20 protein-coding genes and 1 tRNA gene are annotated in these 20227 nt (G+C 66.2%); 13 read left to right on the top strand and 8 right to left on the bottom strand.

Annotation, left to right across the window (positions count from 1 at the left end; genetic code table 11):
* Positions 1-2: 2 nt before the first annotated feature.
* The 7 genes from QZ332_RS13790 (at position 3) to QZ332_RS03295 (ending at position 8381) form a co-directional block, all read left to right on the top strand.
* Positions 3-74, top strand: a complete 72-nt coding sequence (locus QZ332_RS13790; protein ID WP_326167059.1) for a hypothetical protein — start codon at positions 3-5, stop codon at positions 72-74.
* Between the two features lie 247 nt (positions 75-321).
* The gene (locus QZ332_RS03320) at positions 322-1278 is read left to right on the top strand and encodes a carbohydrate kinase family protein (protein WP_295762288.1); all 957 of its coding nucleotides are present in this window, start codon (positions 322-324) and stop codon (positions 1276-1278) included.
* Positions 1275-3110, top strand: a complete 1836-nt coding sequence (locus QZ332_RS03315) for an alpha-amylase family protein (protein ID WP_295762286.1) — start codon at positions 1275-1277, stop codon at positions 3108-3110. Before QZ332_RS03320 ends, QZ332_RS03315 begins: the two co-directional genes overlap by 4 nt.
* Before the next feature lie 456 nt (positions 3111-3566).
* A complete protein-coding gene (locus tag QZ332_RS03310) occupies positions 3567-3827 on the top strand; it encodes an HPr family phosphocarrier protein (protein WP_295762284.1) in 261 nt (86 codons plus the stop codon).
* Positions 3828-3848: 21 nt separating this feature from the next.
* The gene (gene ptsP, locus QZ332_RS03305) at positions 3849-5483 is read left to right on the top strand and encodes a phosphoenolpyruvate--protein phosphotransferase (protein WP_295762282.1); all 1635 of its coding nucleotides are present in this window, start codon (positions 3849-3851) and stop codon (positions 5481-5483) included.
* 388 nt (positions 5484-5871) lie between these two features.
* Positions 5872-7779: a BMP family ABC transporter substrate-binding protein gene (locus tag QZ332_RS03300; protein ID WP_295762281.1), complete on the top strand. Its 1908-nt coding sequence runs from the start codon at positions 5872-5874 to the stop codon at positions 7777-7779.
* A complete protein-coding gene (locus QZ332_RS03295) occupies positions 7776-8381 on the top strand; it encodes a metallophosphoesterase (protein WP_295762280.1) in 606 nt (201 codons plus the stop codon). Before QZ332_RS03300 ends, QZ332_RS03295 begins: the two co-directional genes overlap by 4 nt.
* Positions 8382-8456: 75 nt before the next feature.
* Here QZ332_RS03295 and QZ332_RS03290 read toward each other — a convergent pair whose 3' ends face one another.
* From QZ332_RS03290 to rpsF, 7 genes are all read right to left on the bottom strand, one after another.
* Positions 8457-9308 carry a 4Fe-4S binding protein gene (locus tag QZ332_RS03290; protein ID WP_295762278.1) on the bottom strand — a complete coding sequence of 284 codons (852 nt, stop codon included), beginning with the start codon at positions 9306-9308 and terminating at the stop codon, positions 8457-8459.
* Between the two features lie 3 nt (positions 9309-9311).
* Positions 9312-9464 (bottom strand): CD1871A family CXXC motif-containing protein, encoded by a 153-nt coding sequence (locus QZ332_RS03285; RefSeq protein ID WP_295762276.1) that lies wholly within the window; start codon positions 9462-9464, stop codon positions 9312-9314.
* Positions 9442-10059: a TlpA disulfide reductase family protein gene (locus QZ332_RS03280; protein ID WP_295762274.1), complete on the bottom strand. Its 618-nt coding sequence runs from the start codon at positions 10057-10059 to the stop codon at positions 9442-9444. The genes QZ332_RS03285 and QZ332_RS03280 overlap by 23 nt, the downstream gene beginning before the upstream one ends.
* A 197-nt stretch (positions 10060-10256) precedes the next feature.
* Positions 10257-10330, bottom strand: a tRNA-Gly gene (locus QZ332_RS03275).
* Positions 10331-10507: 177 nt separating this feature from the next.
* Positions 10508-10759 (bottom strand): 30S ribosomal protein S18, encoded by a 252-nt coding sequence (gene rpsR / locus QZ332_RS03270; protein WP_295762272.1) that lies wholly within the window; start codon positions 10757-10759, stop codon positions 10508-10510.
* Between the two features lie 98 nt (positions 10760-10857).
* Complete coding sequence (gene ssb, locus QZ332_RS03265) at positions 10858-11340, bottom strand: single-stranded DNA-binding protein (RefSeq protein ID WP_295762270.1); 483 nt, start codon at positions 11338-11340, stop codon at positions 10858-10860.
* 13 nt (positions 11341-11353) lie between these two features.
* Positions 11354-11650: a 30S ribosomal protein S6 gene (rpsF, locus tag QZ332_RS03260; protein ID WP_295762268.1), complete on the bottom strand. Its 297-nt coding sequence runs from the start codon at positions 11648-11650 to the stop codon at positions 11354-11356.
* Positions 11651-11912: 262 nt separating this feature from the next.
* Here rpsF and QZ332_RS03255 point away from each other — a divergent pair, with 262 nt between their 5' ends.
* The 5 genes from QZ332_RS03255 (at position 11913) to QZ332_RS03235 (ending at position 18392) form a co-directional block, all read left to right on the top strand.
* Entirely contained in the window at positions 11913-12680 is a 768-nt protein-coding gene (locus QZ332_RS03255; RefSeq protein WP_295762266.1) for an ABC transporter ATP-binding protein, read from the top strand.
* Entirely contained in the window at positions 12673-14709 is a 2037-nt protein-coding gene (locus QZ332_RS03250; protein ID WP_295762264.1) for an FtsX-like permease family protein, read from the top strand. The genes QZ332_RS03255 and QZ332_RS03250 overlap by 8 nt, the downstream gene beginning before the upstream one ends.
* A gap of 531 nt (positions 14710-15240) precedes the next feature.
* Positions 15241-16413: a glycosyltransferase family 4 protein gene (locus tag QZ332_RS03245; RefSeq protein ID WP_295762262.1), complete on the top strand. Its 1173-nt coding sequence runs from the start codon at positions 15241-15243 to the stop codon at positions 16411-16413.
* Complete coding sequence (locus QZ332_RS03240) at positions 16410-17006, top strand: TVP38/TMEM64 family protein (protein WP_295762260.1); 597 nt, start codon at positions 16410-16412, stop codon at positions 17004-17006. The genes QZ332_RS03245 and QZ332_RS03240 overlap by 4 nt, the downstream gene beginning before the upstream one ends.
* 327 nt (positions 17007-17333) lie before the next feature.
* Positions 17334-18392 carry a glycosyltransferase family 4 protein gene (locus QZ332_RS03235; RefSeq protein ID WP_295762258.1) on the top strand — a complete coding sequence of 353 codons (1059 nt, stop codon included), beginning with the start codon at positions 17334-17336 and terminating at the stop codon, positions 18390-18392.
* A gap of 214 nt (positions 18393-18606) precedes the next feature.
* On the opposite strand, the gene QZ332_RS03230 is transcribed toward QZ332_RS03235, so the two are convergent.
* Positions 18607-19143: an O-acetyl-ADP-ribose deacetylase gene (locus QZ332_RS03230; protein WP_295762292.1), complete on the bottom strand. Its 537-nt coding sequence runs from the start codon at positions 19141-19143 to the stop codon at positions 18607-18609.
* Between the two features lie 149 nt (positions 19144-19292).
* Here QZ332_RS03230 and QZ332_RS03225 point away from each other — a divergent pair, with 149 nt between their 5' ends.
* On the top strand, positions 19293-20051 hold the full coding sequence (locus tag QZ332_RS03225; protein ID WP_295762256.1) for a MerR family transcriptional regulator: 759 nt from the start codon (positions 19293-19295) through the stop codon (positions 20049-20051).
* Positions 20052-20227 lie beyond the last annotated feature (176 nt).

Raw genomic sequence — 20227 nt, 5'->3', positions numbered from 1 at the left:
CCATGTCCGGCACCGGCGCGGAGCTGCTGGCCAACGAGAAGGTCCGGGAGGCGTATCTCGGCAGGAACGGATGAGCGACCCTACAAGCGAGGCCCGAAAGGGCCTCGCTTTTTTCGCGGCGGCGGGCGGAAAAATTTCAGGCTTCGCACATGAAAAAAAGACTAGACAAGGGGATAATAGTTTGATATAATCCGGGAAAAACGATTACGTGAGCATGTATCTGGCAAGAAAAACCAGGAAGCCCCGCCGCCGGCCCGTGGGGGCCGGGCGTTTGGGCCCCGGCGGGATACATGGGATCGATTTTGACAGGAGGCCGTTTCCATGGACGTGACAGCGATCGGTGAGATCTTGATCGACCTGACCCAGACCGGGGTCAATGAGGCCGGCGTGCCTCAATTCTCCGCGAACCCGGGAGGGGCCCCCGCCAACGTGGCGGTGGCGGCCTCCCGCCTGGGGGCGCGGACCGCCTTCCTGGGCAAGGTGGGCAGCGACGGCTTCGGCGCGTACCTCCGCCAGGTGCTGGAGGCCGACCACGTGGACGTCAAGGGCCTGCGCACGGGGGAGCGGCACACCTCCATGGCCATCGTCTCGGTGGACGAGGCCGGGGAGCGGAGCTTCCGCTTCATCCGGGGCGCGGACCGGGAGCTGCCGCCGGAGGGGGTGGATGAGGACGAGGTGCTGAAGAGCAAGATCCTGCACTTCGGCTCCGTCAGCCTGACGGCGGGCCTCTCCCGGAACGCCACGATCTTCGCCGCCCGCACGGCCCACCGCAATGGCGGGCTGGTGAGCTACGACCCCAATTACCGCCCCGCTCTCTGGGCCGACCCGGCCGAGGCGGCGGAGTGGATGACCATCCCCCTGCCGCTGGTGGACATCATCAAGCTGTCCGAGGAGGAGCTGCCCCTGCTCACCGGCACCACGGACCTGGAGGAGGGCAGCCGCGCCCTGGAGGCGCGGGGGATCCGCCTCATCATGATCACCCTGGGGAGCCGGGGCGCCTTCTGCCGCTGGCGGGGGGAGGGCTGGCACCAGCCCGGCTTCCCCGTCAAGGTGGCGGACACCAACGGCGCGGGGGACACCTTCCTGGGGGCCGTCCTCAGCCGCCTGTGCGCCCGGGGAGAAAAGCCCCTGGAGGGCCTGGCCCGGGCGGAGCTGAAGGACATCCTGGCCTTCGCCAACCGGGCGGCGGCCTTCACCTGCTCCCGGAGCGGGGCCATCCCCGCCATGCCTGCCCTGGAGGAATTGTTTGACAAGGAAGGAGCGCCCCGGCTGCCATGAGGACTTCCGTTTTCGACCGGCGCCTCGCCCGCCATTATGACGAGCTGAAGTGGCTCTACTGTGAGCTTTACCACGACGGCGAGGAGGCGTTCCGCCGCTTCGTCGAGATGCTCCGCGCCGCCTGGAGGGCCCGGAAAAAGCCCCTCCGGGACCAGGATGCTCTCCGGGAGGCCGACCCGGACTGGTACCGCCGCCGGGACCTCTTGGGCATGATGCTCTATGCCGACGCCTTCGCCGGGGACCTGAAGGGCGTGGAGGGCAAGCTGGACTACCTCCAGGAGTGCGGGGTGGATTACCTGCACCTGATGCCCCTGCTGGAGAGCCCGAAGGGCCGGAGCGACGGCGGCTACGCGGTCTCTGACTTCCGGAAGGTCCAGCCGGGCCTGGGGACCATGGAGGACCTGGAGGAGCTGGCGGATTCCTGCCGCCGGCGGGGGATCTGCCTGTGCCTGGACTTCGTGATGAACCACACCAGCGAGGACCACGCGTGGGCGAAGAAGGCCCGGGCCAATGAGCCGGGCTACCGGGACCGCTATTTCTTCTACGACGACTGGACCATCCCCCGGGAGTTCGAGAAGACGGTCCCCCAGGTGTTCCCCACCACCGCGCCGGGGAGCTTCACCCAGCTGGAGGACGGCCAGGTCGTCATGACGAACTTCTATCCCTACCAGTGGGATCTGAACTACGCGAACCCCGCGGTGTTCAACGACATGACGGAGAACCTCCTGTACCTGGCCGACCGCGGTCTGGACGTGATCCGGCTGGACGCGGTCCCCTATATCTGGAAGCAGCTGGGGACCCCCTGCCGGAACCTGCCCCAGGTACATACGCTGGTCCGGATGCTGCGCATGGCGGTGGAGGTGGTCTGCCCCGGCGTGCTGCTGCTGGGGGAGGTGGTGATGGAGCCCGCCAAGGTCGCCCCGTACTTCGGCACGCCGGAGAAGCCGGAGTGTCATATGCTCTATAATGTCACGACCATGGCCACCACGTGGCACACCCTGGCCACGGGGGACGTGTCCCTGCTCCGGCGGCAGATGGAGATCGTCTGCGGCCTGCCCAAGGAGTTTTTGTTCCTGAATTACCTCCGCTGCCACGACGACATCGGCTGGGGCCTGGATTACCCCTGGCTGAGGCAGAACTCCGGCACGGACGAGGTGGCGCACAAGAGATACCTCAACGACTATTTCACCGGCAGGGGCTACGGCAGCGACAGCCGGGGAGAGCTGTACAACGACGATCCCCGCCTGGGCGACGCCCGCCTCTGCGGCACCACCGCGTCCCTCTGCGGCATGGAGGCGGCGGAGGCCGAGGGCGACGCCTTCAAGCTGGAGCGGTCTGTCGCCTGCGACCTGACCCTCCACGCCTGGATGCTCTCTCAAAGCGGCATCCCCGTCGTCTACAGCGGCGACGAGGTGGGCCAGCTGAACGACTGGACCTACCAGGACGACCCCGACAAGCGGGAGGACAGCCGCTACATCCACCGGGGGGCCTTCCAATGGGATCTGGCGGAGCGCCGCGCCGACCCCGGGACCCGCCAGGGGAAGCTGTTCCAGGGCCTGCGGCGGCTGGAGTCCATCCGGGCGGCCGAGCCCTGCTTCGACGCCAAGGCCGACGTTTGGGTGGAGGAGAGCGGGAGCGTCCACGTGCTGGCCCTGTGCCGCCGGATGGGGGAGCGGGAGCTGGTCTGCCTGTTCAATTTCAGCTCCCGGTTCGTCCGCGCCCGCGTGGAGCGGGACGGCGCCTATACCGAGCTGATGTACGGCACGAGATACGACGGCCTCCGGGACGTGGAGCTGTGGCCGAACGGCTTCGCCTGGCTGCTGCGGGACTGAGGGAGCGTGAGGCCCTCGCGGAGCGTCAAGAAAGCAAGGAAGGACTTCTTCGACGGGGAGGAAGAGCGTCACGAGAGGGACCCGGGAAGGGCCCCTCTCGTTTTCGACGGATAAGGTCTCAGAACGTTCAGGAAAGCCCTGAAAACTTGTTCAGCCTGTCGAAAAGACGCTTTCGACAGGCTGAGAGGGCCCGCTCCCGGAAGGGGGCGGGCCCTCGGTCTGCCGAAAGAGCGGGGAGACCGAGCTGACGGGAGAGGAGGCCATGTGCCGGAGGCCCGGGAGGGGTCCCCGGCACCCTCCGCCTGGGCCTTCCCCGAAAGGGGATGGGCTTTTTTTATAAAAATTTAGGTAATCGATTAAATAATATTTGCAATAGTGCCGAAAAAGTGATATCCTATAAACATGGTGCCGGATGCTCCGGCGATACCACCACGATCAGAAAGGAAGTAGTCCCATATGAAACAGTTCAACTATACCATCACCGATCCTGTTGGCATCCACGCTCGTCCCGCGGGCATGCTGGCCAAGGCCGTCAAGGCGCTGGACAGCACGGTCACCATCACCAAGGCCGACGGCAGATCCGCCGCCGCCACCAAGCTGATGGCCGTCATGGGCCTGGGCGTCAAGACCGGCGAGACCATCACCTTCACCATCGAGGGCGGCGACGAGGAGGCCAGTGCCGCCGCTGTGGAGCAGTTCTGCAAGGATAACATGTAAGGCCGCTGGGAGGGTACAGCTATGCAAGTCGCAACCGGTAGATCCATCCTGAACGGCATCGCCATCGGTCCCCTGCGCATCTACAAAAAGAAGGAGACGGTGACCTCCGTCACCTCCAGCCTGACCCCGGAGGAGGAGTACTCCCGCTTCGACGCCGCCCGGATCAAGGCCCAGGAGCAGCTGGGCGTCCTCTATGACAAGGCCCTGGACGAGGTGGGCGTGGACAACGCCGCCATCTTCGAGATCCACCAGATGATGCTGGACGACGACGACTACCTGGACGCCGTCAAGGGCATCCTGGACACCCAGGGCGCTACCGCCGAGTATGCCGTCTCCACCACCGGCGAGAACTTCTCCGCTGCCTTCGCCGCCATGGAGGATGAGTACATGCGGGCCCGCGCCGCCGACGTGAAGGACATCTCCCGCCGGGTGGTCAACGTCCTGCTGGGCGCGGACGACGAGGACATGATGGCCGACCAGCCCGCCATCCTCGTGGCGGACGACCTGACCCCCAGTGAGACCGTGCAGCTGGACAAGAGCCGGCTCCTGGGCTTCATCACCCGGCACGGCTCCTCCAACAGCCACACCGCCATCCTGGCCCGCACCATGAACATCCCCGCCCTGGTGGGCGTGGACTTCCAGGACGACTGGGACGGCAAGCTGGCGATCATCGACGGTTATAACCACTGCGTCTACATCGAGCCCGCTCAGGAGCTCCTGGCCACCATGGAGGAGAAGCGGAGCGGCGACCTCAAGCAGCAGGCCCTGCTCCAGAGCCTGAAGAAGAAGCCCAACGTCACTCTGGACGGCAGGGAGATCAAGGTCTATGCCAACATCGGGAACGCCGGGGACGTGGGGCTGGTCCTCCAGAACGACGCCCAGGGCATCGGCCTGTTCCGCAGCGAGTTCATCTACCTGGACTCCCAGGACTACCCCAGCGAGGACCAGCAGTTCATGCTGTATAAGCGCGTCGTGGAGACCATGGCCGGGAAGAAGGTCATCATCCGGACCCTGGATATCGGCGCGGACAAGCAGGCGGACTACTTCGAGCTGGACAAGGAGGAGAACCCCGCCCTGGGCTACCGGGCCATCCGCATCTGCCTGACCCGGAAGGAGATCTTCAAGACCCAGCTCCGGGCCATCCTCCGGGCCAGCGCCTTCGGGACCGTGTCCATCATGTTCCCCATGATCATCTCCGTCCGGGAGGTCCGGGACGCCAAGGAGATCCTGGAGGAGTGCAAGGCCGAGCTCCAGGAGCGGGGCGTGGCCTTCGGGGACGTCGAGATCGGCATCATGGTGGAGACCCCCGCCGCCGTCATGATGGCCGACGAGCTGGCCGAGGAGGTGGAGTTCTTCTCCCTGGGCACCAACGACCTGACCCAGTACACCCTGGCCATCGACCGGCAGAACCCCAAGCTGGACAACTTCTATGACGCGCACCATCCCGCGGTCCTGCGCATGATCCGCCACACCATCGAGGCGGGCCACCGCCATGGCTGCTGGGTGGGCATCTGCGGCGAGCTGGGCGCGGACCAGACGCTGACGGAGACCTTCCTCCGTTACGGCGTGGATGAGCTGAGCGTCTCTCCCGCCTCGGTCCTGCCCCTGCGGAAGATCATCCGCAGCCTGGATCTGAGCAAGGAACAGGACGCGTGAAAAAGGCGGCAGGATCTGCCGTACAGAGCGCCGGACGCGTGACGCGTCCGGCGCTTTTTGCGAAACGGCCCGTCCGCTCCGGCGCGGTCCATGTTCTTTTGGCGGAAATGCCATTGTAATCCGGGGGATGTCAGGGTACAATGATACCCTGACGAAGATCGGAGGGCCGCCGGCGGCGCCGTCCGCACAGCGGGGGAGGATCCGGAGCGCCCCTTGCCGCGCGGCGCGGTCTCAAAGCGCCGTGAGCGCAGGAGCGGTCCTTCGTGCCGGGCCCCCGCCGGGCCCGCTGCGGCGCTTCGCGCACCGGCGGGCCAACGGACCGCCGGGGGGGAAGGGACCAATGTCCGTTCGGGCCGTGCCGGCGACATCGCAGGAGGAGGATATCCATATGAGCCAGAACCATCAGGAAGCGGCGGCGCAGTATGCGGGCGCGTTGAAGCGGGGCCGGAAAGCCTATAAAGAGGCCCTGGTCCAGGGGCACTACCCCTATCCCCAGGTCCTGGACGAGATCGTCAGCGATTACATGGTGGCGGGGCAGACGGAGCTGGGCGTCATGGAGATCCCCATCGACCAGATCGCCGGCACCAAGACGGCGGGCCGTCAGTCGGCGTTCTCGGCGGACTTCCTGCCGCTGCTGGACGCGGATACGGAGTTCGCCGGGAAGTGGATGTCCCTCTGCGAGGCCCATCTGGGGGACGAGGGCATCCGGGATCCCATCCGGTGCTATGAATACCTGGGCCGCTTCTACGTCCAGGAGGGCAACAAGCGGGTCAGCGTCCTGCGGAGCTACGACGCGGCCACCATCCCCGCCTATGTCATCCGCGTGATCCCCGCCTGGTCGGAGGCCCCGGCGGTGCTGGCCTATTACGACTTCATGCAGTCCTTCCCCAAGACGGGGCTGTACCGGGCCCGCTTCAGCCGGGTGGGCAGCTTCAATAAGCTCCAGAAGGCCCTGGGCTATGAGCCGGACCATGTCTGGACCGAGGACGAGCGGCGGCGCTTCGTCGCCGGGTATACCTACTTCCAGGAGCCCTTCCGGAAGCTGGGGGGCGGGGACCTGCCCATCACCACGGCGGACGCCATGCTGGTGTGGCTGAAGGTCTATGGGTTCGACGGCCTGTTCTCCATGTCCTCCGCCGAGCTGGCGAAGAGCGTCAAGGCCGTGTGGGCGGATGTGAAGGCCCTGTCCGAGCCCATCTCCGTCTGCACGGACGCGCCGGAGGCCAAGGAGAGCAGCCTCCTGGGCCGCATCTTCAAGCCGAAACAGCCCAGCCATTTGAACGTGGCCTTCATCAGCGACCAGCTGCCGGAGCAGAGCGACTGGGCCCGGGCCCACGACCTGGGCCGGGAGTACCTGGAGACCGTCATGGAGGACCGGGTGACCACCCAGACCTTTTACGGCGTCCACCCGGGCCGGGAGGCGGAAGCGGCCATGGAGGCCGCCATCGAGGGCGGCGCGCAGCTGATCCTGGCCGTCACGCCGCCGCTGATCGGCGCGTGCCGGAAGACGGCGGCGAAGCATCCGGAGGTCCGCATCCTGAACTGCTCCGTCTCCATGCCTTACGCCGGGGTCCGCACCTATTACGGCCGCATCTACGAGGCCAAGTATATCGCCGGGGCCATCGCCGGGGCCCTGAGCCGGGACGGCCGCATCGGCTATGTCGCCAGCAGCCCCATCTTCGGCGTCCCCGCCAGCATCAACGCCTTCGCCCTGGGGGCCCAGCTCACCGAGCCGGACGTGGAGATCCACGTCCGCTGGTCCTGCGTGGAGGAGGACGCCATGGGAGCCCTGGCGCGGGAGGGCGTGAGCCTGATCTCCAACCGGGACATCCCCACCCCGGACCGCATCCGGGAGCCCTGGGGCCTGTGCCGGGTGGAGGGCGGGCGGTTCCACTCCCTGGCCGCGCCGTACTGGCACTGGGGCAGCGTCTATACGAACCTGATCCGGGGCATCTTCAACGGCGGCTGGGAGGCCCTGGCCGCGCCGGAGGGCCAGGCGGTGAACTACTGGTGGGGCATGGACAGCCGGGCCACCGACATTTTGCTGGGGGAGGACCTCCCCGCCGGCATCCGGCGGTTGGCGGATATCCTCCGCCGGGGCATCGTCGACGGGAGCATCCGGCCCTTCCCGGACGCCACGCCGGAGGACATCCTGCACATGGACAGCCTCCTGGACTGCGTCCGGGGCAGCATCCCCCGCTATGAGGAGCTGCTGCCCATGGCCCGCCCCCTGGTCCGGCTCCAGGGGGTGTATCGGGACGCCATCCCGCCGGAGAAGGAGGATCCGATCTTGTGAAGCTCCTGCTGCTGTCCGACAAAGAGTGCGAGTATCTTTGGGACTACTACCAGCCGGGCCGCCTGAAGGACATCGATGTCATCTTGTCCTGCGGCGACCTGAGCTCCAAGTATCTGAGCTTTTTGGTGACCATGACGGGGAAGCCCCTGTTTTACGTCCATGGCAACCACGACAAGACCTATGACCTGCATCCGCCGGAGGGCTGCGAGTGCATCGAGGACCGGCTGGTGAACGTGCGGGGGCTCCGCATCCTGGGGCTGGGGGGGAGCATCCTGTACAGCGGCGGGCCGCACCAGTATACGGAGGCCCAGATGGCCTGGCGGATCCGCCGGCTGCGCCTGCGCCTTTGGCGGGCGGGGGGCGTGGACATCGTGGTCACCCATTCGCCCATGGAGGGGTACGGCGACGCCGAGGACTTCGCGCACCAAGGCTTCGCGAGCCTTCGGGAGCTGGTGGACAAGTACCATCCGCAGTACCTCGTCCATGGGCATGTACATGTCAACTATGGGTTCAACATCCCGCGGGTGCTGCACCGGGACGGGACCACGATCATCAATGCCTACGAGCGGTATGTCTTGGATCTGGACGACCCTCCCGGATAGGCGGGCGGAGGGCCGCTCCCTTATTAAGGGAGCGGCCCTCCGGATGTTCGCGGGGACGGCCGGCGGGCCGTCCGGTCAGCCTTTTGCGGGCCCCGCCTTTTTGCCGCGGACATGCAAGCACCCCTGGGGACAGGCGTCCACACAGGCCCCGCAGCGGATGCACTCCGCGGAGCGGGAGATCTCCTGCCGGGAGAGGGCCAGCGGACATGCCCGCTCACAGGCCATACAGGAGATGCACGAGTCCTCCTCCCAATGGATCTGCACGAGGCTGATCCGGTTGAACCAGCCGTAGACCGCTCCCAGGGGACACAGGTACTGGCAAAAGGGCCGGTAGGCTTTCAAAGAGAGCAGCACGATGCCAAGCAAGATCCCCAGCTTCCAGAGGAACAGGCCCCCGGCCTGGCCCCGCAGGGCTTCGTTCGCGCCGAGCAGGGGGAGCGCGCCGAGCAAGGTGCCGGAGGGGCACAGGTATTTGCAGAATGCCGGGACTTTCACGTATCCCCCGAACAGGAACATGGAGCCGGCGCCCACCAAGAGGATCAGCACCGCGTATTTCCCGTATTTCAGGATACGGTGGCAGGGCAGGCGCTTCACCTTTTTGAAGACGGGGATCTTGTGCAGCAGGTCCTGCGCCAGGCCGAAGGGGCACAGCCAGCCGCAGACGAAGCGGCCGAGCAGGCTCCCGAAAAGGAAGAGGACGCCCAGGGCGGCGAAGGGGATCTGGAAGCCCCTTTGGTTCAGCAGGGCCTGCAGGGCCCCGATGGGACATGCGGCGATGGCCCCGGGGCAGGAATAGCAGTTCAGCCCCGGCACACAGGCGTATTTCAGGCCGCCCCGGTAGATCTTCCCGTTCAGGAAACCGTACATATACCCGTTCGTCACGGCGGTGAAGAGCAGCTGTACGGCCAGCCGAAGTTTTTTCATCATAGCTCACCCGATCCCGATGCACTCCAGGCAGATCGTCACGGCCTTTTTCCAGACCACGGAAAATTGGCCCTGCGCCGCCCCGATGCCGAGGAAGACCGCCCCGGCCGCGACGCCCAGCATCCAGGCGTATGGCTTACGATCCTTCCAGGAGCCCATGTACGATCTCCTCCCAAGCCGATCTTTCTGCGGAACCGACGACGCCGCCCAGGTACATCCCCTCCCCGTCAAAAAAGAAGGTGGTGGGGACGCCACTCACGCTGGACAAGATCGCCCGGTCGATGGAGTCGTTGGCAAGCAGATGCGGATACGCCGCCCCGGTCTCCTGGACCAGGCTCTCCACGAGCGACTGGTCCTCGCCCTCCCGCACATCGCTGACGATGCCGATGATCTGGAACTCCGACCGGTCAAAGTCCGCCGCCAGCTCGCCGAGCCCCGGCATCTCGTTGAGGCAGGGGCCGCAGAAGGTGGCCCATACGTTGACCATGGTGAGCTTGGACTGGGAGAAGACGTCCTGCGAGACGGTGTTCCCCTCCAGGTCGGTGCCCTCGAAGGTGATGAAGATGGGAGCGGGCTCCTCCTCTCCCGAAGGCTCCGCCTCCGCGGGCTCCCCCTCCGGGGCGGAGGGCTCTCCGGCCGCGTCTACCTCGAGAGCGGGCTCGGCCGGCGCTGCGCCGCGGTCCCCGGCGCAGCCGCACAGCAGGACCAGCGACAGGGCCAGGGAGGCCAAGGATATCCTGCGCAGTTCGTTCATGTCAGATCCTCCGTTCGATAGCGTTTGCGCCGCCGCCGCCCGTTCCTCCGGCCGGCGGACGGTCCCTGCGGCATACCGCCCTGCATCCCCCGGCCCCGCGTCCGGCGGAGCGAAGCGGGGCGGAAGGCGAAGAGATCCCCGCCAGAGTGCAGTTTTCGGCAAAGCCGGAAACGGAACGGTGGCGGGGACCTCTGAGCTGGAGCAGGGTACGGGAGTCGAACCCGCCTCCACGGCTTGGGAAGCCGATGTACTACCGATGTACTAACCCTGCATAGACGCTGCTCGATCGTCACAACGCTGTCATTATAAACGGATCCCGGGGAAAAATCAAGTCTTTTTCCGCCGCGGCCTGAAATTTTTATCTCCGCCTGCGCGCCGGCCCCTGGGAAGGGACCTCCGGCCCGCCCCCTTCGGGGACAGGCCGGACCTTCCTCCTCGCGGGCCTGCGTCAGTCGGTGACGTAGGGCAGCAGGGCGATCTGACGGGCCCGCTTGATGGCCTCAGTCAGCTGGCGCTGATGCATGGCGCAGGTGCCGGTGGTCCTGCGGGGCAGGATCTTGGCCCGCTCAGAGATGAAGCGGCGCAGCTTGGCCGCATCCTTATAATCGATTTGCTCGCACTTCTCGGCGCAGAACTGGCAGACCTTGCGGCGCTTGCCCCGCGTCGGACGGGCGGGCCTGGATTCACGATCGAAAGCCATGGATGGTTCCTCCTTTTCAGAATGGCGTCAGGCCGGTCCTCCCGGACCGGGCGGCGCGTGTCCGGCGTCCGGAGGGCTCCGGACGCCTCGAGTCGAACTCAAAACGGCAGCTCGCCGTCTTCCTCGCCGATCTCGGCGAAATCAGACCCTCCTCCAAAACCGGAGGCGGACGGCCTCCCGGCAGCGGGAGCTCCGCCGGAGGGAGCGCCATAGGCGGGAGGCGCCCCGTAAGAAGAGCCGCCATACTCTCCGCCGCTGTCCCGCTTGGAGTCCCCGAAGTAGACGTTGTCCGCCACGACTTCGGCGCTGCGGCGCTTGCCGCCCTCCCGGTCGGTCCAGTCGCGGATCTGCAGCCGGCCCTCCACCACGGCCATGCGGCCCTTGGCGAAGTACTTGCTGACGAATTCCGCCGTGTTCCGCCAGGCCACCACGTCGATGAAGTCCGTCTCCTTCTCGCCGCCCTGGGACTTGAAGTCCCGGTCGCAGGCGATGGAGAAGGATGTGACGGCGGTGCCGCTCTGGGTGCGGCGCAGCTCGGGGTCACGGGTCAAACGGCCCATGATGATGATCTTGTTCAGCATCCCGGGGACCTCCTTACTCGCCCTTGCAGACGATCAGGGAACGCATGATGCCGTCGGTGATACCGAAAACGCGGTCCAGCTCCTTGGGGAAGGACGGCTCGCTGGTGAAGCTCATCAGCACGTAATAGCCATCGTTCTTATAGTCGATGGGATAGGCGAGACGGCGGGCGCCCCACTCCTCCACCTCGACGGCGGAACCATTCTGCTCGGCCAGGGTCTTGAACTTCGCCACCAGGGCGGCGATGTTTTCCTCCCCCTGTGCAGGGTCGATGATATACACGACCTCATAATTGGCAGAAACCTTTGCCATGTTTGCACCTCCTTTTGGACAAATGGCCCTCACCCTGCGGTGAGAGCAAGGATATGCCTGCGGCTGCAAGCCTTTTCATTATATCGGAATTTGGGGAAATGTCAAGGAAAAGTTTGCCCGTCCCCGGTAAGATCCCTTTGGGATCCTTTCGGCTGTCTTACAAAAGTGTAAGACACCGCCCCCGAACTGTAAGACAAAGCCATGGAATCCCGCGCCCGGGCCTGCTACAATAAGCGCATGACACAAGAGGAGGACACCGATCATGTCACTATTGGAAGTACAGCATCTGCAAAAGATCTACACCACCCGCTTCGGCGGGGCCCAGGTCACCGCCCTGGCCGACGTGAATTTCTCCGTGGAGCCCGGCGAGTACGTCGCCATCATGGGCGAGTCCGGCTCCGGCAAGACCACCTTGCTGAACATCCTGGCCGCTCTGGACCGCCCCACCGCCGGGGAGGTCTTCCTGGACGGCAAGGCCCTCTCTGACATCCGGGAGCGGGATCTGGCGGCGTTCCGCCGCTCCCACCTGGGCTTCGTGTTCCAGGACTTCAACCTCCTGGACACCTTCTCCCTCCAGGACAACATCTTCCTGCCCCTGGTCCTGGCGGGGAGGGACTACCGCGAGATGCACCGGAAGCTGGCGCCCATCGCCCGGCAGCTGGGCATCGAACAGCTCCTGACCAAGTACCCCTACGAGGTCTCCGGCGGGCAGAAGCAAAGGGCCGCCGTGGCCCGCGCCCTCATCACGGACCCCCAGCTGGTCCTGGCCGACGAGCCCACCGGCGCTTTGGACTCCCGGGCCTCCGACAACCTGCTGGAACTCTTCGGCGAGATCAACGAGAGCGGCCAGACCATCGTCATGGTCACCCACTCCGTCAAGGCCGCCAGCCACGCCGGGCGGGTCCTCTTCCTCCGGGACGGCCAGGTCTATCACCAGCTCTACCGGGGCGCTCAGACCGCCGAGGCCCAGTTCGCCAAGATCTCCGACACCCTGACGGTGCTGACGCAAGGCGGTGAGCCCCGTGCGTAGATCTGGTTTCTTCCCCCGCCTGGCCCTGGTCAACCTGGCCCGGAACGGACGGTTCTACGGCCCCTATCTCCTCTCGTGCATCGTCACGGCGGCGATGTATTACATCCTGCTCTACCTCTCCTATAACAGGGGCCTGGAGGACGTCCGGGGGGCCATGTACCTCAGATCCTTCGCCGGGGTGGGCTGCCTCGTGGCGGCGCTTTTATCGGCGGTGATGCTGCTCTACGCCAACAGCTTCGTCATGAAGCGCCGGCGGCGGGAGCTGGGGCTGTACAACATCCTGGGCCTGGAGAAGCGGCACGTCGCCCGGATGTGCGCCTGGGAGACGCTGCTCTGTGCCGCCGTGACCCTGGCGGGCGGCGTGCTCCTGGGCGTGCTGCTGTCCAAGGCCATCCTGCTCCTGCTGCTGAAGACCGCCCGCATCCCCGCCCAGTTCGGCATGGAGATCTCCTGGCGGGGCATCGCGGAGACAGCGGAGCTGTTCGGCGTGCTGTTCCTGCTGACCCTGGCCCGCAACCTCTGGCAAATCGGCCGGGCCAAGCCGGTGGAGCTGCTCCACAGCGCCTCCGCCGGGGAGCGGGAGCCCCGGACCAAGTGGCTGCTGGTGGTGCTGGGGGTGCTGACCCTGGGGGGCGGGTACGTCCTCGCCATCACCACGAAAAACCCCGTCGATGCCATGATGCTGTTTTTCTGCGCGGTGATCCTGGTCATCATCGGCACCTACTGCCTGTTCACCGCCGGGTCCATCGCCGTGCTGAAGCGCCTGCGCGCCGATCCCAAGTTCTACTACCGGACCCGGCACTTCACCGCCGTCTCCGGCCTGCTGTACCGCATGAAGCAGAACGCCGTGGGCCTTGCCAGCATCTGCATCCTGTCCACCATGGTGCTGGTGACGATCTCCACCACCATCGCCATGAACATCGGCCTGGAGGATTCCCTGAACGAGATGTTCCCCTACGACATCGAGTTCATCCAGGACCTGGAGCGCCAGCCGGGAGACCCCATGGAGCACATGGCGGAGGTCCACGCCGCCGCCGAGGCGTCCGGGGGCTACACCCAGTCCCGGTACTACACCCGCTATTGGTGCTACTGCGGCGTCCGGGGCAGCGAGATCTCCCTGAACCTGGACCAGGACTGTCTGCGCACGGAGGTACAGGTGGTGACGGCGGAGGACTACGGCCGCCTCACCGGGAACGATGTCATCCTGGCCCCGGACGAGGTCCTGGCCTATGCCCGGGGCCTGGGGGAGTTCCCGGCCGACTTCACCATCTCCGCCTTTTTCTCCGATGTGCCCGCAGGCGCCCTGGCGGCAGATGACAACAGAGCTGCGCTGTCCTTCCACGTCCGGGAGGAGATCGCGGAGACCATCCGCCACGCCGTCAACACCCTGCTGGGCAAGGAGGACTCGGAGCTGTTCCTGGTGGTGGCCGACAAGGAGACGGCGGAAACGATCATGGACCTGGATACCTCCCGCAGCGCCCGGCAGTTCCGGGTGCAGATGGACCTGGCCGGGAAGGACTACGGCGAAAAGCTGGCCCAGACGGAGCAGCTGGTCCTGGACCTGAGCCGGCGGGACGACGGCGTGGGCTTCACCAGCAAGCAGGAACAGGCCCAGGAGTATTACGCCATGTACGGCGGCTTCCTCTTCCTGGGGGTCTTCCTGGGGATCTTGTTCCTGCTGGCCACGGTGCTCATCATCTATTATAAGCAGATCTCCGAGGGCTACGAGGACCAGCGGCGCTACCTCATCCTCCGCCAGGTGGGCATGAGCGGCAGGGAGGTCAACGCCTCCATCCACAGCCAGATCCTGCTGGTGTTCTTCCTGCCCCTGGGAGCGGCGGCGGTCCATGTGTTCATGGCCTTCCCCATGCTCTCGAAGATGCTGGAGCTGTTCAACATCTATGACGTCAAGCTCTTCGTCCTCTGCACCTTGGGGACCCTGGCGGTCTTCTGCCTGATCTACGCCCTGGTCTTCCTGATGACGGCCCGGGCCTACAGCCGGATCGTCGGGGGGACGGAGCGGGACTGAGCCCCCCTCTTTTCAGGCCCCGCCGGAAGCCGCGCGCCCCGGCGGGGCCTGTTTCCCTGCCCGTATCCCCGGCCGCTGGCCGCCGTCCGGCCGGCCGTTCCCCGCTTCCTGCGCCGGTCTTTCCTGCGCCGGCATGGCCGCGGGGGATCCCCTGCCGGGGGGAGGCCCCGCCGCCCGGCCTCCGGCGTGGATGCAGATCCTTGGATCCTTACGGACCTGTAAGGTTTTGGACATGGTCTGGACATATCCTTGTGGTACGATCCTTATCACAGGATGGCCCCCGGAAAAATAACGAACGGCAACAAAACTGTATCCCTTTTGTAACGCCCTTTCCCCGGCGAAGGAGTATCCTGACAGGCAAAGGGACGCCCGGCCCGAAAAACTGCGGCCGGGGGCTTGACAAACTGTATCAACTGTATTATTATTGCTAATACGATAGTACAATGACACAGGAGGGAAATTTTTCAGATCCCTGAAGAATCTCCCGCTCCCATCCCGTAATATATGCAGACGAGAGAAACGAGGCCGAGTATGAAGATCTTGATCACATCTGATTGGTATATCCCCGCGGTGAACGGCGTGGTCACCTCCGTGAAGAACCTCCGGCGGGAGCTGGAGGCCCGGGGCCACGAGGTCCGGGTGCTGACCCTGTCCCAGGACCGCCATTCCTATGAGAAGGACGGCGTGACCTGCGTGGGCTCCGTGGCGGCGGGCCTGATCTACCCCGGCGCCCGGCTGCGGACCGCCCTGGCGGGCGGGCTCATCCGGGAGCTGGTGGGATGGGGCCCCGACGTGGTCCATTCCCAGTGCGAGTTCTCCACCTTCTTCCTGGCCCGGCGCATCGCCGAGGAGCTGGAGATCCCCCTGGTCCACACGTACCACACGGTCTATGAGGACTACACCCATTACTTCTCCCCCAGCGTCCACTTCGGCAGGAAGGCCGCCGCCGTCTTCACCCGCTGGGCGGCCTCCCACACGGACTGCCTGATCGCCCCCACGGCCAAGGTGCGGATGCTCCTCCAGGGCTACGGCGTGCAGAAGCCCGTCTTCGTGGTGCCCTCCGGCATCGACCTCAGGCACTTCCGGAGCGAGCCGGATCCCCTGCGGAGCGCGGTGCTCCGGGCCAGCCTGGACATCCCCCAGGACCGGACCGTCCTGGTCTTCGTTGGGCGCCTGGCCGAGGAGAAGCGGGTGGATGAGCTCCTCCGCTTCCGGGCGGACATGGGCCCCGGCGGCGTGACCCTCCTGCTGGTGGGCGACGGGCCGGACCGCGGGCGCCTGGAGGGCGTCGCGGCGGGCCTGGGCCTGGCGGCCCCGGACGTGGTCTTCGCGGGCATGGTCCCGGCGGAGCAGGTGGCGGACTGGTATCAGCTGGGCGATCTGTTCGTCAGCGCCTCCACCAGCGAGACCCAGGGCCTGACCTATGCCGAGGCCCTGGCGGCGGGGGTGCCGGTGCTGTGCCGGGCGGATCCCTGCCTGCTGGGCGTGGTCCGGGACGGCGAGAACGGCTGGCAGTACCGCAGTGAGGCGGACTTCCGGCAGAAGCTGGACACCTTCCTGGCCCAGCCCCATCACCGGGAGGCCATGGCCCGCTCCGCCCGGGAGACCGGGGAGGAATACTCTGCCCAGCGCTTCGCGGAGCGGGTGGAGGCCATCTACTTAGGACAGATCGAACGGAACGCATCGCGGAGGATACCGGCATGAACCAGACCATCGTCCCCATCGAGAAAAAGGCCCTGCAGATCGTGTCCGCCGCGGGCTTCGTGGTGTGCGTCGCGGTGGCGGTCTGGGGCTGGCAGACAGGGGTCCTGACCTCGCAGGAGAAGCTCCAGGAGCTGGTCGGCAAATGGGGCCCCGCCGGGGCCCTGCTCTTCACCGTCTTCCAGGCGGTGCAGGTGGTGGTCCCGGTCCTGCCGGGCGGCCTGGGGTGCCTGGTGGGCGTGATCTTGTTCGGCCCGCTGTGGGGCTTCGCCTACAATTACACCGGCATCTGCGTCGGCTCCCTGCTGGCCTTCGCCGTGTCCCGGAGCTGCGGGAGGCCCCTCCTGCACCTGCTCTTCTCGGAGAAGACCATCCAGAAGTACGACCACTGGACCGCGGAGCGGCACCGCTTTGCCCGGCTCTTCGCCCTGGCGATCTTCCTGCCGGTGGCGCCGGACGATTTCCTCTGCTATCTGGCGGGGACCACGGACATGAGCTGGCGGCAGTACACCACCATCATCCTCCTGGGCAAGCCCTTTGCCATCGCCCTGTACAGCCTGGGCCTGACGGCGGTCTGGCAGACGATCGTCCATTAAAAAATTTACCGTCATAGATCGACGGTCTTCGTGGGACCCTACTTTTGAAAAAGGCGTCAAAAAAAGCGGACGGCAGTCCGCTTGGTCAAGTGCGCCTCAGACCGGGGAAGATCGCTTCAAAAAAGGCGGACAGACCGTCCGCTTCGATTCGTGCGCCCAAAATGAGGGGCCATGGGATCCGGACCGGGACCGCCACGGCGTCCATGCCGCGGCGCCGGGAGAGGAGCCCGGTCCTTCCCCGGGGGCCGGATCGAAAAAACAGGCGGGCCGCAGGCCGGAAAAGCGCGGCGTCACAGCGGGCTGGGACCACTGCGGCAAGGAGGGAGCATGTCCATCTACATTTACGGCGGCGGAGAGAAGATCGTGGGCAAAAGCGGCGTGGGACAGGCCATCCGCCACCAGAGGGAGTGCCTGCGGCGCTCCGGCGTGTCCACCACGGACCACTGGACGAAGGACGCGGCCGCCGTCCATGTGAATACGGTCCTGCCGGACTCCGTGCTCGCCGCCCTGGGGGCCAAGCTCCGGCGGCGGAAGGTGGTCTGGTACGGCCACTCCACCATGGAGGACTTCCGCTCCTCCTTCAAGGGCTCGGACGCCCTGGCCCCGCTGTTCCGGCGGTGGATCACCTTCTGCTACGGCCTGGGGGACGTGGTGCTGACGCCCACGGAGTACTCCCGGAAGCTCATCGAGAGCTATGGATTGAAAAAACCGGTGTACAGCATCTCCAACGGCGTGGACACCGGGTTCTTCCGGCCCGACCCCGCCGCCCGCGCCGCCCTCCGGGCCCGGTACGGACTGGCGGAGGGGGAGAAGGTGGTGGTCTCCGTGGGACACATGATCGCCCGGAAGGGGATCGTGGAGTTCCTGGAGCTGGCCCGGCGGGTCTCGGGGGCGCGGTTCATCTGGTTCGGCTGGACGGACCCGAAGCTCATCCCCCGGGAGATCGCCCAGGCGGTCCGGGACGCGCCCGCCAATGTGATCTTCCCCGGCTACGTGGGCCGGGAGGAGCTGCGGGAGGCGTATCAGGGAGCGGACGTGTTCGCCTTCCTCAGCCGCGAGGAGACGGAGGGCATCGTGGTGCTGGAGGCCCTGGCCTGCGGCGTGCCCACGGTCCTGCGGGACATCCCGGTCTACGACGGCTGGCTGGAGGATGGGGAGAACGTATACAAAACGTCGGATAACGACGGATTTCAACGGATCGTTGAGGGACTGCTGGACGGATCTTTGCCGGACCTCACGGAAGCCGGGCGGGCCGTGGCGGAGTCCCGGAGCCTGGAGCAGGTGGGGAAGCGCCTGAAGGAGATCTATCTGGAGGAGCGGGTCCTCCCGCCCCTGCCGCAGGCCCTGCCCCGGAAGCTGCTGTTCTCGAAGGACGCGAGGCTCTGACCGGGCGCGGGGACCGGACGGCGGCGCAGGAGATCCAACGCCGGGAGGGGGAGGCCCCTCCCGGCGTTCCCTTCGTCTGGCATGGGAGCGGACGGGGATCCCCCTCATACAGCCGGCGCGGAGGCCGGCCGCGGCCCGGCAGGGCCTGCGCGCGGACCATGGGCCCGGACACGAGGCCGGGAAGGGGGCGTTCGCTCCTTTCCGGTCTCGCGGACTACAGCCGTTCGCTCTTGTCCCCGGCGTACCACATGTTGTAGGTCTGCCGGTATACCTTGGCGGTGCCCTCGGTGTGGCAGACCATCCGCACCCGGCGGGGCAGCTCATGCTCCGCCAGGAAGTCCATGATGGCCTTCAGCGCCACGCAGGCCGCCTGGGCCAGGGGGTAGCCGTAGACCCCGGTGGAGATCGAGGGGAAGTCCACGCTCTCGATGCCGTGCGCCTCCGCCAGCGTGAGGCAGGAGCGGTAGCAGGAGGCCAGCAGCGCCGCCTCCCCGTGGCCTCCGCCCCGCCAGATGGGGCCGGGGGTGTGGAGCACGTACTTCGCCGGGAGGCGGAAGCCCTCCGTCAGCTTGGCCTGCCCGGTCTCGCAGCCGTGGAGCGTCCGGCACCGGGCCAAAAGCTCCGGTCCGGCGGCGGCATGGATGGCCCCGTCCACGCCGCTGCCGCCCAGGAGGGTGGTGTTGGCGGCGTTGACGATGGCCTGGGCGTCGGATCGGGTGATGTCTCCGACGATGATGGAAAAGCGGTCCATAGGCGGATCCTCCGTATTCATGATCTCACTTCCTATCGTATCGTGGGATCTTGGCGGACGCAAGGAAAATTTTCCGGCCGATCGAAAATTTCCACTTGACTTTGCCGCAGCGTCAGCCCTTATACTTCCTTTTGTCAGGAGGGATGTCTATGGAATACACCGTGAAAGCCCTGGCGGAGCTGGCCGGGGTCACGCCCCGGACGCTCCGCTGGTACGACCGGCAGGGCCTCCTAAAACCCGGGAGGACCACGGAGGCGGGCTACCGCCTCTACGGGCCCGAAGAAGTGGACCGGCTCCAGACCATCCGGTTCTACCGGGAGCTGGGCCTGGGCCTCGCCTCCATCCGGGAGCTGATGGACGCTCCGGGGTTCGACCGCCTGGCGGCGCTGCAGAGCCACCTGGCGGAGTTGGAGTCCCGACGGGAGCGGCTGGACGCCCTGATCCTGACGGTGCGGAAGACCATCGAAGAGGCAGAAGGAGGGACGCGTATGTCCGATAAAGAGAAGTTCGAGGCGTTCAAGCGCCGGGCCGTAGAGGCCAACGAGGCGAAGTACGGCAGAGAGGTCCGGGAACGGTACGGCAGTCAGGAGGCGGACCGGAGCAATGAGAAGTTCCTCTCCCTGACGGAGGAGGAGCACGCGCGATGGGAGGCCCTGGAGGAGGAGATCCTGACGGCCCTCTCCGCCGCCGTCCGGGCGGGGGAGGCCCCGGCGGGGCCGGAGGGCCGGCGGATCGCGGGACTGCACCGCCGCTGGCTGTCCTATACCTGGGAGACGTATACGCCCCAGGCCCACCGGGGGCTGGGAGAGCTGTACACGGCGGATGAACGGTTCACCGCCTACTATGACCGGGAGGTCCCCGGCTGCGCCGCGTTCCTGCGGGACGCCATCCGGGCCTACACGGACTGAGCCAAAGGGCCCGCCGAAAGGCGGGCCCTCCGCTTGCCGAAAAAAGAGGCGGGCCGATCCGATGGGAAGGAAGGCCATGTGCGGGAGACCCAGGAGGGGCCTCCTGCACCGCTTGGATCATAAGTTTTCAGAACGGTTGCAGCGTTCTGAAAACTTGCTCAGCCTGTCGAAAAAAC

Source organism: uncultured Oscillibacter sp. (assembly GCF_910584465.1).
In the GTDB taxonomy this organism is placed as follows: Bacteria; Bacillota; Clostridia; order Oscillospirales; family Oscillospiraceae; genus Oscillibacter.
Note: the sequence above shows the minus strand (reverse complement) of the source record. Positions and strands in the feature narration are given on the sequence as shown.